This window comes from Streptomyces swartbergensis, from assembly GCF_002148965.1.
GTDB lineage: Bacteria > Actinomycetota > Actinomycetes > Streptomycetales > Streptomycetaceae > Streptomyces > Streptomyces swartbergensis.
In genome coordinates, this window is the sequence record NZ_NGFN01000242.1 from 1 (window position 1) to 13,533 (window position 13,533).

The following is a 13,533-nucleotide window of genomic DNA, read 5'->3' on the forward strand; positions in this document are numbered from 1 at the left end:
CGGCTACTCCGAACGGGTGGGCGCCGGACCGCCGGGCGCGTACGGCTCCCGGCGCAGTGCCGGGTGGTCCGCGACCACCGTGCAGGAGCCGGGCGCGATCTCCGTGAACCCCGCGTCGCGGACCAAGGGCAGGCCGCTGCCCGTCAGTTCGGGCCAGCGGGCCGGGTCGGCCGTCCGTACGGCGAGCGGGAAGCCCGCGTCGTGCCAGGCGGCCCGCTCCTCGTCCGACAGCTCCCACCAGGCCAGTTGCGCGGCGTGTCCGGCCTGCGCCATCGCCTTGCCGGCCGACATGCCGAGATCGGGGTTCAGCCACAGCACGGGGGCGGCCGGGTCCGCGTCCACCGGCGGCTCCGGGTCGTCCAGGTCGGTGCCGGAGACCTGGAGCCGGGCCAGGTCCTTGGGCCAGCCGTCCAGCGGGACCGGCGGGAAGACCCGCACCTGGGCCGACTTGCCGGTGACCGTGATGCCCGGCAGCGCCTCCGCCCGACGCCACTCGGTGCCGCGCGCCCGCCGCACCACCTTGCGGATCCGCGCGTCCTGCCAGTCCCGCACCGCCTGCGCCCACGCTCCGTCGCCGGCCGACCGCTCGTCGCCGAGGATCGTCAGCACGGCCCGCGCGGCCGTCTCCAGCGCGTCCGTACGCGCCGGCGGGTCCGCCCGCTCGATCCGCACGACCAGGGGCAGCACGAACTGCGGTGCCGTGTCGCGGTCCGAGGGCTCGGAACGGAAGGGACTGTCACTCACGGGCGTCGGGTCTTCCACGGGCGTCGGGTCTTCGCTCACGAATCCCAGTGTGCCAGCCGGAAGATCGTGGAGGATGGGCCCATGCGACCCGACCTGTGCCTGGAGAACGCGGGCCGCCGCTACGGCCTGCGCGGCCCCTGGGTGCTGCGCGGCGTCGACCTGACGGTGGCCCCGGGCCGGCTCGTCCGCGTCGAGGGCGCCAACGGCACCGGCAAGTCGACCCTGCTGCGGCTGCTCGCCGGCATCGACGCCCCCAGCGAGGGCCGGATCACCGGCCGCCCGCGCACCGCGTACGTCCCCGAGCGGTTCCCGCCGGCCCTGCCGTTCACCGCCGCCGGCTACCTCACCCACCTCGGCACCGTGCACGGCCTGACCCGCACGGCCGCCACCCGTGCCGCCGCCGAGTGGCTGGAGCGCCTCGGCGCCGCCGCCTACGCCGGCACGCCCATGGCACGGCTGTCGAAGGGCAGCAGCCAGAAGGTCGCGGTCGCCCAGGCCCTGCTGGCGGAGCCGGAGCTGCTGGTGCTGGACGAGGCGTGGACCGGCCTGGACAGCGACGCCCGCGCCGAGTTGGAGCGGGCGGTCGCCGAGCGCACGGCGGCCGGCGGATCCGTGGTGTTCGTCGACCACGACCCGCGCCGCCTCGCGGGCCTGCCCGACGCGACGTACACCGTGCGCGACGGGAGCCTCGTCGAGCGCGCCGGGCCGGGACCGCTGCCGTCCGGACCGCAGGTCACGGTCGAGGTCCAGGGCCCGCCGGAGGGACGGCTTCCCGACGACGTGCGGCGGACCGTCACCTCCGCCGAGGAGACCGCGCCGGGCAGCCACCGCCTCACCGTCCCCGCCCCGCACTCCGACGTCCTGCTCCGCACCCTGCTCACGGCCCTCCCGCCCTGGCACGTGGTGAGTGTGACGCGGCAGGCGGACACCCCCGAGAGCCGCCGATGACCGCCCTCCTGCGCTACCACGCCGCCCTGCTGCTGCGCTCGCAGCGCTGGCTGCCGCCGTTCCTGCTGTACGCAGCCTTCCTCGCCGTCAGCGTCCAGGCCGGGCAGCCGGTGCTCGACTCGCTCGGCTACTCCGCCGCCGCGCTGCTGCCCGTCGCCGCCTGGCTGGCGCGGATCTGTGTCACGGCAGAGCCGCAGGCCGCGCGCGGCTGCGTGGCGGCGGCCGTCGGGCCGGCGCGCGCCCATGTGGCCTGTCTGCTGGTGGCGTTGTCCGGCGCGGCGGCGCTCGGCACGGTCGCGACCCTCGGCGTGACGCTGCTGAGCGCTCCGGTCGCCTCGGACCACCGCACCCCGGTGCCGCTCGCCCCCGCCTGCGGGGCCGGGCTGCTCGCCGCCCTGGCCTGCGCCCTGCTCGGCACGGCCGTCGGCGCGCTCACCAGCCGGCCGCTGCTGCGGTCGCGGGGCCGTGCCGTCCTGGCCCTGCTGCTCGCGGCGCTGCTGTCCCTGGTGGCCACCGGCTCCCCGGCGCAGGCGGCGGTGCAGGGCCTGGTGACCGGCTCACGGTCGGGCACCGTCCCGCTGCCGCTGCTGCCCCTGGCCGCGGCAGCCCTGGTCACGGCCGCCGCGCTGGCCCTGGCCGGTGCGCTCGCCGCCCGCAGATCACCCTGAGCAGGCGGTGCGCTGCGCCTCCTGCCACTCGCAGACCGGGCAGAGGGTGATGCCCTTGTACGACTCCGGGTACTCCGTCGGCTCCCGGCACAGCACGCACTCGGCGTACGGCGGCCCGTCCGCCCGGGGCGGCCTGGTCGCGTCGATCAGGCAGTAGTCGTTCTCGCTCATACGTCCAGCGTAGGCCGGTCAGCGTGCCTCCGGACGGGTCCGCTCACCGCTGTCCGCCGCCGCGATCAGCTCGGACACCTTCACGAACCTGAAGCCCTCGCGGCGCAGCTCGGGCACGATCGTGCGCACCGCCCGTTCGGTGGCCGGGGCGGCGCTGCGCGTGCAGTGCAGCACGACCACCGAGCCCGGCCGCACCCCGGCCAGCACCTGCCGGGCGACCACGTCCGGGTCCGTCTCGAACGCGTCGCCGCCGACCACGTCCCACTGCACGGCGGTCACGCCGGCCGGTGTCAGCGCCTTCAGCGCCCGCCGGTCGTAACACCCGCCGGGGAAGCGGAAGTACGGCATCGGATCCGCCACGCCGGCCTTCCGGAGGGCGGCGTACGCCCGCTCCAGGTCCGACCGCATCCGCTCCTCGGGCACGGTCGGCAGGCCGTAGCAGTCCCGCGTGTAGGCGTAGTGGCTGTAGGAGTGGTTGGCGACCTCGAAGAGCGGGTCGCGGCCGATGGAACGGGCCTGGTCCGGGTACTGCTCGGCCCACCGCCCGGTCATGAACACGGTGGCGGGCACCTTCAGCGCCCGCAGCGTGGAGATCAGCCGCGGATGGTCGAACCGCTCACCCGCCGCCGCCCGTGGCCCCTGCCCGGCGGTCATGTCGGCGTCGAAGGTGAGCGCGACGGTCCTGCCGCGGGTACGGGGACCGTGCTCGAAGACCGGGGTCAGGCCGGCGGGGCCGGGCGCGAGGGTCGGAGGGCGTGACGGCGGTGCGGACACCGGTGTCGGGGCCGCCTGCGGGGGCCGGTCGGTCCCGCAGGCGGCGAGGACCGCGCTCAGGGCGCACACGGCGGTGACACGGCGGAGGAGGATGATCACCGTATGAAGATATGAGCGGGATCGCCCTCTTATGCGTGTCGGGCACGAGCGTCACCCGGCCGTCAGATGTCCCGCTGCTCCAGCGGCTTGGTCGCCGGGCCCTGGATCACCTTGCCGTCCGTGTCGAAGCGTGAGCCGTGGCAGGGGCACTCCCAGGCGCGTTCGGCGGAGTTGAAGGCGACCAGGCAGCCCAGGTGGGTGCAGCGGGCGGAGACGGCGTGCAAGGTGCCGTCGTCGTCCCGGTAGACCGCGACGCGGTGGCCGTCGGCGCGGACCACGGCGCCCTCACCGGGCGGCAGGGACTCCACCGGCGGCGAGGGCCGCAGCCGGTCTCCCACGAAGTGGCCGGCGACCTTGGCCTGGGTCTTGAGGAACGACGGCGCCTCCCGCACGGCGGGCTTCAGCCGGCGCGGGTCGTACAGCCCGCTCCACTCGCGCTCCTCGCCGGTGATCTGCGCGGCGAGGAGGCTGCCCGCCATGATGCCGCCGGTCATGCCCCAGCCGCCGAAGCCGGTGGCCACATAGGCGTGCCGGGCGCCCGGGTGCAGGAGGCCGACCATCGGCACGGTGTCGGTCGGGCTGTTGTCCTGCGTGGCCCACCGGTGGGTGACGTCCAGGTCCGGGAAGTGCTCGGTGGCCCAGGAGGTGAGGCGTTCGAAACCGGCCCGCGGGTCGCCCGTGCCCGGCGTGAAGTGCTCACCTGTGACGATGAGCAGACGCCGGTCCCCTTCGTACGGTGCCGTGCGCACCGAGCGGGTGTTCTCGTCCGGCGTGATGAACATTCCGTCCGGGTCCTGGTCCGCGGGGATCGGCCCGGCGACGACCAGCTCGCGCTTCGGCGTCAGCCGGGTGAACAGCAGGGCCCGGTCGAAGATCGGGTAGTGCGTCGCGACGACGACGTCCCGGGCCCGCACCGTCGCCCCGGTCGTGGTCGACAGCCGGCACGGCTCGCTCTCGTCCAGGCCGAGGACCGTGGTGTCCTCGAAGATCCGCCCGCCGTGTTCGACCAGGTCGGCGGCGAGGGCCAGCAGGTACTTGCGCGGGTGGAACTGGGCCTGGCCGGTGACCCGGACCGCGCCGGCCACCGGGAAGGGCAGCCCGGTCTCCTCCACGAACGCGGCGGGCAGCCCGGCCTCGGCGGCCGCCCGTGCCTCGGCGCGCAGCTCGTCGACCCGGCCCGGGTCGCACGCGTACGTGTAGGCGCTCCTGGTCTCCCAGTCGCAGTCGATGCCCAGTTCCTCGGCGATCCCGGCCGCGCGTTCGATCGCCTCGGACTGGGAGCGGGCGTACAGGCGCGCGCCCTCGGGACCGCGGGTGCGGCGCAGCTTGTCGTAGACGAGCGTGTGCAGGGCGGTGACCTTGGCGGTGGTGTGCCCGGTGACACTGGCGGCGACCCGCCCGGCCTCCAGCACCGCCACGCTCCGCCCGGCCCGCGTCAGCTCCCACGCCGTGCACAGTCCGGCGATCCCGGCGCCGATCACGGCCACGTCGACGTCCAGGTCCTCCGTCAGGGCCGGATGGCGGCCGTCCGGTGCGGTTTCCAGCCAGTAGGAGCTCCTGACCTGCTGCTTCTCGCTCATGAACCATCGGGTACCCCCCACGGCCCGCTTCAGTGTCCGGTGTGTCGCTTTACAGAAGGGGCCGACAGGACTAACGTACAACCAAATGGTTGTAGATGAGTTGAACGACGAGACGGTGGACCGGCTGTTCCACGCCCTGGCCGACACCACGCGCCGGGACATACTGCGCCGCTGCGTGCGCGGGGAGCTGTCGGTCTCGCGGCTGGCCGAGGCCTATCCGATGAGTTTCGCGGCGGTGCAGAAGCACGTCGCGGTGCTGGAACGGGCCGGTCTCGTCAGCAAACAGCGCAGCGGACGGGAGCAGCTCGTGCGCACCGATCCCGACGCGGTGGGCCGCGCCCGGCAGGCCCTCGACGAGCTCGAGTCGGCATGGCGCGGACGCGTGGACCGGATGGCCCGGCTGCTCGCGGAGGAGCCCGGTACCGCAGAGCCGCAAGTCCCCGGTATCGAAGAGAACAACACCCCGGAAGGACCCGAGAGATGAGCGTCACCAGTGTCGACAAGGACCTCGACAACCTCACCCTCAGCCTGATCGCCGACTTCGCCGCCCCCGTGGAGCGGGTGTGGCAACTGTGGGCCGACCCGCGGCAGCTGGAGCGCTGGTGGGGCCCGCCGACCTACCCGGCGACCGTGGAGCAGCACGACCTGACCCCCGGCGGAGAGGTCACGTACTTCATGACCGGCCCGGAGGGCGACCGGTACCGCGGCTGGTGGCGCGTCTCCTCGGTCACCCCGCCGACGGCCCTGGAGTTCACCGACGGCTTCGCCGACGACGACGGAAAGCCCAAGGACGACATGCCGACCATGTCCGTGACGGTGCGGCTCAGCGAACACGGCAGCGGCACGCGGATGGAGATGCGCTCCCTGTTCGACTCCCGGGAGCAGATGGAACAGCTGATCACCATGGGCATGGAGGAGGGCCTGAAGGAGGCCGTCGGCCAGATCGACGCCCTGCTGGCCGCCTGACCGCCCGGATCAGGAGCGACCGTCCACTTCAGGCCCGGCCGCCCCGGTCAGGACTCCCGCAGCAGCCGCTTCCGGCTCTCCGCCACGTCGAAGTCCGCCTCCGGATACCGCGGATCCAGCTCCCGCAGATGCTCCAGGAGGAGGGTGCTGACCGCCCAGTTGCGGTACCACTTGCGGTCGGCCGGGACCAGGTACCAGGGCGCGTCCGAGGTGCCGCAGCGCTCCAGGGCCACCTCGTAGGCCTCCTGGTACGCGGGCCACAGGGCGCGGTCGTCGATGTCGGACGGGGCGAACTTCCAGCGCTTCTCCGGCCGGTCGAGGCGTCTGAGCAGGCGGCGGCGCTGCTCGTCGTAGGAGATGTGCAGGAAGCACTTGATCAGGGTCACGCCGTCGTCGGCGAGGGACCGCTCGAAATCGTTGATCCGCTCGTAGCGGCTGTCGACCACGGCACGTGGCGCGAGGTTCCGGACGCGGGCGACCAGGACGTCCTCGTAGTGCGAGCGGTCGAAGATGCCCAGTTCACCTGGGAGCGGGAGCGCCTTCTCCACGCGCCACAGGAAGGGGTGCGCGCGCTCCTCGGCGGTCGGTGCCTTGAACGCCGTGATCCGGCAGCCGGCCGGGTTGAGCTGCCCGATGACGTGCTTGACCGTGCCGCCCTTGCCGCTGGTGTCCATGCCCTGGAGGACCAGCAGGACGCGGCGCCGGTCGCCCGCGGTGCTCGCCGCCCACAGCCGTTCCTGAAGGCCGGCGAGCTGCTCGCCGATCCGGGCCGCGGCGGCCTTGCCCGCCGCCTTGCCGTCCGGGCAACCGGGGGTGGCGGCGGCGTCGTGACGGGACAGGTCGACCGGCTCACCGCCCGGGACGCGCAGCCGCTCCCGCAGCGAGGTCCCGCGCCCGGCCTTCTTGGCCCTGTCCTTCCCCGCCGTGTCCTTCTCCGGTTCGTCCCTCTCCGGCTTGTCCTTCTCCGGTTCGTCCTTCTCCGCCACCGGGCTCCCTTCCGTTCCCCGAGCCTCGATCGTCCGCCGGGCGCCGGGTTCCGCACCCGGCGCCCGGCGGGAACAGAGCCGCGCCTACCGGCGCCAGGGGCCCGTCACCGCGAACGTGGTGCCGGGCCGGTAGCAGTTGACGTACATCGTGTCGCCGTCGGGCGAGAACGTCACCCCGGCGAACTCACCCCACTCGGGCTCCTCAGGGGTGCCGATGGCCTGCCGGTTGCGGGCCATCGCGTACACCTCGCCGCGCCGGGTCACGCCGTAGACGTGCTGGGCGCCTTCGCCGTCCTCGCAGACCATCAGTCCGCCGCTGGGCGCCAGGCAGATGTTGTCCGGGGACTCTCCCGGCTTCTGAATGTCGGTGTCCGGGCCGAAGACGATCACCAGGGTCAGCCGGCGCCGGTCCGGGTCGTAGCGCCAGACCTGCCCGAAGTGGTCGGCCGCCGACCCCTCCGCGCTGCGGGCGAACGACGACACGAAGTACACCGACCGGCCGCCCCAGTAGCAGCCCTCCAGCTTCTGCGCGTGCGTGATGCCCTCGGGGCCGAAGTCCTGGAGCCGGATCGGCGTCTGCGCGGCCTGCGGGTCCGGTACGTCCACCCACTCGACGCGGTCGAACTCGGCGCCGATGTCCTGGACGGAGGACAGGTCCGGCACGCCGGGCACGCGCATGGCCTGGAGCCGGCCGCCCGCGCGCAGCGAACCCCGCCCGCCCAGCGGCCTGTCCGGCAGGAAGCGGTAGAAGAGGCCGAAGGGCCTCTGGAAGGCGTCCTCGGTCTCGTACACCACGCCCCGCCGGGGATCGACGGCGATCGCCTCGTGCTGGAAGCGGCCCATCGCGGTCAGCGGTACGGCCCCCGTGCGGCGTGGGTCGACCGGGTCGACCTCGAAGATGAAGCCGTGGTCCTTGGCGTAGCCGGCGGTGCCCGCCTTGTCCTCGGTCTCCTCGCAGGTCAGCCAGGTGCCCCACGGGGTGGGACCGCCCGCGCAGTTCACGGCCGTGCCGGCGATCGCGACGCGTTCCGACAGGACCCTGTTGCGGGAGTCCAGCGTCAGGGCCGTGCAGCCGCCCTTTCCGGCCGGGTCGTAGGTGAGGCCCTCGATGGCCGGGACCGGGACCTTGCCGTCGGCGCGGTTCTCGTGGTTGCGGACCAGATGGACCCGGCCGCCTCTGCCCGGGAAGGCCGACATGCCGTCGTGGTTGGAGGGGACCTTGCCCTCGCCGGAGCGGAGCGGGTCTCCCTCGCGGGAGAGGACCCGGTAGCTGAAACCTTCCGGCAGGTCGAGTATGCCCTTCGGGTCGGGGACGAGCGGGCCGTAGCCGTCGTGGCCGAGGGTCTGGGCGGCGGCGGTGCCGGTGAAGAGTTCGGACAGGGCACCGGAGAACGCGATCCCGACGCCGAGGGCGCCCGTCCCGGCGAGCACCTGACGGCGTGTGGCGAATCGACCGGTTTTGGTCATGGCGAAACCTTCCTGCTGGCGGACAGGAACTGTGATCCCGCTGTGTCTATCACCTGCTGCGGGCCGCGGGAACCACGCGCGTAGCGCGGGTCACTGCTCGACCGCGTGCCGCAGCTCGTCGATGGCCTGTTCTGTCGTGTCGACGGGTTGTTCCGCCGGTGCCGGTGCCGGTGCCTGCTGGGTCCCTTCCCGCTGGGCCCCTTCCTGGTGGCCCCTTTCCAGGAACCGCAGGAGCTCCACCGGGATGGGCAGCACCAGCGTGGAGTTCTTCTCCGCCGCCACGGCCATGACCGTCTGGAGCAGGCGGAGCTGGAGCGCGGAGGGCGTGTCGGCCATCTGGTGAGCGGCCTGTGCCAGCTTCTTGGAGGCCTGGTACTCGGCGTCGGCGTTGATCAGCCGGGCCCGCCGCTCCCGGTCGGCCTCGGCCTGGCGGGCCATGGAGCGCTTCATCGTGTCCGGCAGGGACACGTCCTTGATCTCCACGCGGTCGATGGTCACGCCCCACTCCACGGCCGGGCTGTCGATCATCAGCTCCAGGCCCTGGTTGAGCTTCTCCCGGTTGGACAGCAGGTCGTCCAGTTCGCTCTTGCCGATGATCGAGCGCAGGGAGGTCTGGGCCATCTGGGAGACCGCGAAGCGGTAGTCCTCGACGTTGACGATCGCGGCCGCCGGGTCCACGACCTTGAAGTACACGACCGCGTCGACCCGCACGGTCACGTTGTCGCGGGTGATGCCCTCCTGGGCGGGCACCGGCATGGTCACGATCTGCATGTTGACCTTACGCAGCCGTTCCACCGCGGGGATGATGAGGTTGAACCCGGGCCGCCGCACCTCCCCGTGCAGCCGTCCGAGCCGGAACACGACCCCGCGCTCGTACTGCTTGACGACCCGCGCCGCCGAGGCCAGATACACCAGCGCCCCGGCTCCGGCCGCCACTACCGCCCCGATCAGCTCTTCGACCATGCCGACCTCCCCGTCCAGAGGTCCGTTTCGTCTGTTCCTGTAACGATATGCCCGTACTCGGGGTCGGGGCCATGCCTTGCGGGGCCCGGGCAGTGCCTCGGGGGCCGGGCCGCACACGCGAAGGTCCGGGGCGCGCCTCTCGGGCGCGCCCCGGACCAGGGGTTGTCGGCGTTCCGGCTACGTCGCTAGGCGGCCGTGACCTTCTCGGCCTCCGGCGAGGTCTCGCACTCCGTGACCTTCACCGGCTCCGTGCCCGTCGCGCTGTGGCGCTCGGCCCAGCTCTCCAGGGCCGTGCGGCAGGCGTGGTCGAGGTGGTGCAGACCCGAGAGGTCCAGCTCGACCGGGCGGTCCTGCGGCAGGGCCTCCAGGCTGTCGAGGATCTTCGGCAGCCGCAGGAACGTCGCGTTGCCCGACAGGTACGCCTGGATGGGACCGGCGCCCTTGTCTATGACCTCCAGCTTCACGTGCGAGGCCTCCCAGGCGGTCTTGACGACCGACAGGGCCAGACCGATCAGGACGCCCTCGAACATGTTCACCGCGACGATCGACACGGCCGTGACCACGAGGATCAGCGCCTCGCCCTTGTGGGCCCGCCACAGCGCCACGACCTGGCGGAACGGGATCAGCTTCCAGCCCGCGTGCACCAGGATGCCGGCGAGGGCGGGCAGCGGGATCAGCGCCAGGGCCCACGGCATCGCGGCGGCGAACAGCAGCAGCCACACGCCGTGCAGCACACGCGACGCCTTGGTCTTCGCGCCCGCGTTGACGTTGGCCGAGCTGCGGACGATCACCGCGGTCATGGGCAGCGCGCCGAGCAGACCGCACACGGTGTTGCCCGCGCCCTGGGCGATCATCTCCTTGTTGTACTGGGTGCGCGGACCGTCGTGAAGCCGGTCCACGGCCGCCGCGCTGAACAGGCTCTCCGCGGAGGCTATGAGCGCGAACGCGATGATCGTGCCCCAGATGGCCGGGCCGGCCAGCTCGCCGAGGGCGTCGGTCCCGGGCGGCTGGATGACGCCGAGCAGGCCCTCCACCTCGACCGTGGCGACCGGCAGGCTGAGGGCGAGCGTGGCGACCGTGGCCAGGACCACCGCCGCGAGGGCGCCCGGCACGGACTGCACGGCCTTCGGCAGCTTCTTCCACAGCACGATGACGGCGATGGTGCCCGCACCGATCGCGAGCGAGATCAGAGCCTCGGTGCTGCCCAGGGCGTCGGCGAACGCCCCCGGCAGCCCCACGATCTTGCCGATACCGGTCTCCGGGGCCTTCAGGCCCGCCGCCGCGTAGATCTGCCCGGCGATGATCACCAGACCGATGCCGCAGAGCATGCCCTCGACGACGGAGACGGATATCGCCCTGAACCAGCGGCCGATGCCGAGGAAGCCCATGGCGAGCTGGAGCAGACCGGCCATCAGCACGATCACGCCGAGTGAGGCCACCCCGAACTCGCTGACGGCCTCGAAGACCAGCACGGTCATACCGGCGGCGGGCCCGGACACCTGGAGGCTGCTGCCCTTCATGAGCCCGGTGACGAGGCCGCCCACGATGCCGGTGATCAGGCCGAGTTCGGCCGGGACGCCGGAGGCGACGGCCACGCCGATGCAGAGCGGCACGGCGACCAGGAAGACGACGATGGAGGCGAGGAAGTCCTGCCTCAAGTAAGGGAACTTGGTCATGGCGTCCCTCACAGGGTCTCGAAGGTGTCGGTCTCCGCGTGGTGTTGCCACACGGTTCCGGTGTGCACTTCGTAGAACCAGGCGTGCAGGCCGAGTCGGCCCTCCGCCAGCCGGCGCTCGACGCACGGGTAGGACCGCAGTCGCAGCACCTGGGTGAGGACGTGGTTCTGCACGGCTTCGGCGACCGTCGGGTCCGTCGGGTCCTCGCACTTGGGCTGGTCGGCGGCGTGCGCGAGCCAGTCGCGCACCGCCGGTACGGCGGCGAGGTCGTCGCCCCGTACCACCGCGCCCACGGCACCGCAGTGCGAGTGGCCGCAGACCACGATGTCCTTGACGCCGAGGACTTCCACGGCGTACTCGATGGTGGCCGCCTCGGACGTGGGGTGCTCCAAGGCGTGCGGGGGGACGATGTTGCCGGCGGTGCGCAGCTCGAAGAGCTCGCCGGGCCGGGCGCCCGTGATCAGGGCCGGTACGACCCTGGAGTCGGAGCAGGTGATGAACAGGACGTCGGGGGACTGACCCTCGGCGAGGCGGGCGAACTCCTCAGGGCGCTGTCCGAACATGCGGGCGTTGTCGATGAGGGGTTGCATGAGTGTGTGACTCCTCCTGGCGCGCAGTGGGGGCGCGTCGGACGGGCATGACAGAGGTGGGGGATGGAACTGCTCTGTTCCTCAGCAGCGGAAGACCTGAAGTGCTGCCGGTGTGTGCGACGTCGAGGATCTCGACGTGCGTTCGTGCGCGACGCCGGGTGTGACCCGTTCCGATGCTGTCGGCGGGATGTGCCTCAGCAGCGGCCGGTCGGGTGCCGATGGCGCCGAGTCGGCGCTGTGGAACCGGTCGCGGGTCCGCAAGGGGCCGGTCGGGCCCCCGTGGTGTCCGGCGCGGCAGGTCGCTATCTCGTCGCGCAGGGCCTTCCCGGAGAGCTTGGTTCCGGGGCGCGAGGACGCGCCGGTCGGTTCAGTTCCGGGCTGAGCTTTGGCCTCGACTTCACGGGGCGTGTGCGCGGATGCGAAGGACGCCGTCGGTGCGAAGAACTGGAGGGCGAGCAGGACGGCGGCGAGGATCGAAACCACGGTCCGTGCCGTCGTACCTCGGTGCATGCGCCCCCCTTCAGGTGATTCGCACATCTAGCGCTGACCAACACTTGGTCAATGACTGGTCAAGAAACACGTTAACCCCGCAAAGCCATTTGCAGGGTTAACTTAACGTTGCAAGCTGAAGAGAGCCTGAAAACCGTACGTGGGCTGGCTGGAACCAACCCTTGCCGTACGGCATTTGGCGCGATATTGGGGTTGTGGTTACCGGAGGTTCGTCAACTTGGCCGCGTCGCGGGCCAGGGCGGTGAGCCGGGAGATGGCCCGGAAGTACTTCTTGCGGTAGCCGCCGTTCAGCATCTCGTCGCTGAAGAGCTGGTCGAAGGGCAGGCCCGAGGCCAGCACGGGCACTTCGCGGTCGTAGAGCCGGTCCGCGAGGACGACGAGCCGCAGTGCCGTCGACTGGTCGGGAACCGGCCGCACGCCGGTGAGGCAGACGGCCTTGATTCCGTCGGTCAGGGCGCCGTACCGGCTGGGGTGGACGCGGGCCAGATGGTCCAGGAGGGGCGAGAACGCGTCGAGGGAGGCGCCCTCGGTGGCGTGCGCCGCCTTGGTCACCTGTTCGTCGGAGTACGGCGGCGGTGCCTCGGGCAGGCCGCGGTGGCGGTAGTCCTCGCCGTCGATGCGCAGGGCGCGGAAGTGGGCCGACAGGCCCTGGATCTCGCGCATGAAATCGGCCGCGGCGAACCGGCCCTCGCCGAGCTTGCCGGGCAGCGTGTTGGAGGTGGCGGCGAGCGCGACGCCCGCGTCGACGAGTTTGCCGAGCAGGGTGGAGACCAGGACGGTGTCGCCGGGGTCGTCGAGCTCGAACTCGTCGATGCACAGCAGCCGGTGGCCGGACAGGGTCTGGACGGTCTGCTGGAACCCGAGGGCGCCGACCAGGTTGGTCAGCTCCACGAAGGTGCCGAACGCCTTGAGTTCGGGCTCGGCCGGGGTGGCGTGCCAGAGGGACGCCAGCAGGTGCGTCTTGCCGACGCCGTAACCGCCGTCGAGGTAGACGCCGCGCGGGCCGGCCGGGGCCTTCTTCGGCGCCTTGCCGAACCCGAACAGCCGCCGCTTGCCGGAACCGCCCGCTCCTCGGTCGAGACCCGCCGCGAAGCCCTCCAGGACCTGGACGGCCTCCGTCTGGCTGGGCTGGTTCGGGTCCGGGATGTACGTGCTGAAGCGGACCGAGTCGAACCGCGGCGGCGGCACCATCTCGGCGACCAGCCGGTCCGCGGGAACACGCGGCTCACGGGCGCACAGGGAGAGCGGGGCCGGGTCGGTTATGGGGCCGGTTCCGGAAGGGGCAGGGGAGGAGGACACGGTTCACCATGCTACGGGGCGTGGAACACTGCACGGCATGCGACGTCTGTTCCCTGTGATCGATGAAACAGCAGCTCCGGACTCGGGTGGGA

Annotated in this window: 15 protein-coding genes; 4 read left to right on the forward strand and 11 right to left on the reverse strand. The window is 72.2% G+C overall.

The genetic code is table 11. The annotated features are described in order from the left end of the window. Positions 1 to 3: 3 nt before the first annotated feature. Positions 4 to 783, reverse strand: coding sequence for an aminoacyl-tRNA hydrolase (locus CA983_RS30230; RefSeq protein ID WP_086603993.1), 780 nt, complete (start codon positions 781 to 783; stop codon positions 4 to 6). A gap of 42 nt (positions 784 to 825) precedes the next feature. On the opposite strand from CA983_RS30230, the gene CA983_RS30235 reads away from it, so the two are divergent. Beyond that, positions 826 to 1,692 carry an ABC transporter ATP-binding protein gene (locus CA983_RS30235; protein WP_086603994.1) on the forward strand — a complete coding sequence of 289 codons (867 nt, stop codon included), beginning with the start codon at positions 826 to 828 and terminating at the stop codon, positions 1,690 to 1,692. Beyond that, the gene (locus CA983_RS30240; RefSeq protein ID WP_086603995.1) at positions 1,689 to 2,360 is read left to right on the forward strand and encodes an ABC transporter; all 672 of its coding nucleotides are present in this window, start codon (positions 1,689 to 1,691) and stop codon (positions 2,358 to 2,360) included. The genes CA983_RS30235 and CA983_RS30240 overlap by 4 nt, the downstream gene beginning before the upstream one ends. Here CA983_RS30240 and CA983_RS30245 read toward each other — a convergent pair. From CA983_RS30245 to CA983_RS30255, 3 genes are all read right to left on the reverse strand, one after another. Then, a complete protein-coding gene (locus CA983_RS30245) occupies positions 2,352 to 2,531 on the reverse strand; it encodes a hypothetical protein (RefSeq protein WP_086603996.1) in 180 nt (59 codons plus the stop codon). The two genes, CA983_RS30240 and CA983_RS30245, sit on opposite strands and share 9 nt — an antisense overlap. Before the next feature lie 18 nt (positions 2,532 to 2,549). Further along, positions 2,550 to 3,404 carry a polysaccharide deacetylase family protein gene (locus CA983_RS30250; protein ID WP_086603997.1) on the reverse strand — a complete coding sequence of 285 codons (855 nt, stop codon included), beginning with the start codon at positions 3,402 to 3,404 and terminating at the stop codon, positions 2,550 to 2,552. 62 nt (positions 3,405 to 3,466) lie between these two features. Next, entirely contained in the window at positions 3,467 to 4,984 is a 1,518-nt protein-coding gene (locus CA983_RS30255; protein WP_086603998.1) for an FAD-dependent oxidoreductase, read from the reverse strand. Between the two features lie 85 nt (positions 4,985 to 5,069). On the opposite strand from CA983_RS30255, the gene CA983_RS30260 reads away from it, so the two are divergent. Together CA983_RS30260 and CA983_RS30265 are read left to right on the forward strand one after the other, a co-directional pair. Continuing rightward, positions 5,070 to 5,468, forward strand: a complete 399-nt coding sequence (locus tag CA983_RS30260) for an ArsR/SmtB family transcription factor (RefSeq protein ID WP_086603999.1) — start codon at positions 5,070 to 5,072, stop codon at positions 5,466 to 5,468. Further along, positions 5,465 to 5,950, forward strand: a complete 486-nt coding sequence (locus tag CA983_RS30265; protein ID WP_086604000.1) for an SRPBCC family protein — start codon at positions 5,465 to 5,467, stop codon at positions 5,948 to 5,950. The genes CA983_RS30260 and CA983_RS30265 overlap by 4 nt, the downstream gene beginning before the upstream one ends. 47 nt (positions 5,951 to 5,997) lie before the next feature. Here the strand turns inward: CA983_RS30265 and CA983_RS30270 are convergent, their stop codons facing one another. The 7 genes from CA983_RS30270 to zapE all read right to left on the reverse strand — a co-directional run bounded on the left by CA983_RS30270 (position 5,998) and on the right by zapE (position 13,441). After that, positions 5,998 to 6,831, reverse strand: coding sequence for a PPK2 family polyphosphate kinase (locus tag CA983_RS30270; RefSeq protein ID WP_086604007.1), 834 nt, complete (start codon positions 6,829 to 6,831; stop codon positions 5,998 to 6,000). Positions 6,832 to 7,020: 189 nt separating this feature from the next. After that, positions 7,021 to 8,403, reverse strand: a complete 1,383-nt coding sequence (locus CA983_RS30275; RefSeq protein WP_086604001.1) for a PhoX family protein — start codon at positions 8,401 to 8,403, stop codon at positions 7,021 to 7,023. Positions 8,404 to 8,493: 90 nt separating this feature from the next. Then, entirely contained in the window at positions 8,494 to 9,366 is an 873-nt protein-coding gene (locus tag CA983_RS30280) for a slipin family protein (protein ID WP_086604002.1), read from the reverse strand. Between the two features lie 185 nt (positions 9,367 to 9,551). Beyond that, positions 9,552 to 11,042, reverse strand: coding sequence for a SulP family inorganic anion transporter (locus tag CA983_RS30285; protein ID WP_086604003.1), 1,491 nt, complete (start codon positions 11,040 to 11,042; stop codon positions 9,552 to 9,554). Between the two features lie 8 nt (positions 11,043 to 11,050). Beyond that, the gene (locus tag CA983_RS30290; protein ID WP_086604004.1) at positions 11,051 to 11,632 is read right to left on the reverse strand and encodes a carbonic anhydrase; all 582 of its coding nucleotides are present in this window, start codon (positions 11,630 to 11,632) and stop codon (positions 11,051 to 11,053) included. An 81-nt stretch (positions 11,633 to 11,713) separates the two neighbouring features. Further along, positions 11,714 to 12,142: a hypothetical protein gene (locus CA983_RS30295; RefSeq protein ID WP_086604005.1), complete on the reverse strand. Its 429-nt coding sequence runs from the start codon at positions 12,140 to 12,142 to the stop codon at positions 11,714 to 11,716. 198 nt (positions 12,143 to 12,340) lie between these two features. Then, positions 12,341 to 13,441: a cell division protein ZapE gene (gene zapE / locus CA983_RS30300; protein ID WP_086604006.1), complete on the reverse strand. Its 1,101-nt coding sequence runs from the start codon at positions 13,439 to 13,441 to the stop codon at positions 12,341 to 12,343. Between the last annotated feature and the right edge of the window lie 92 nt (positions 13,442 to 13,533).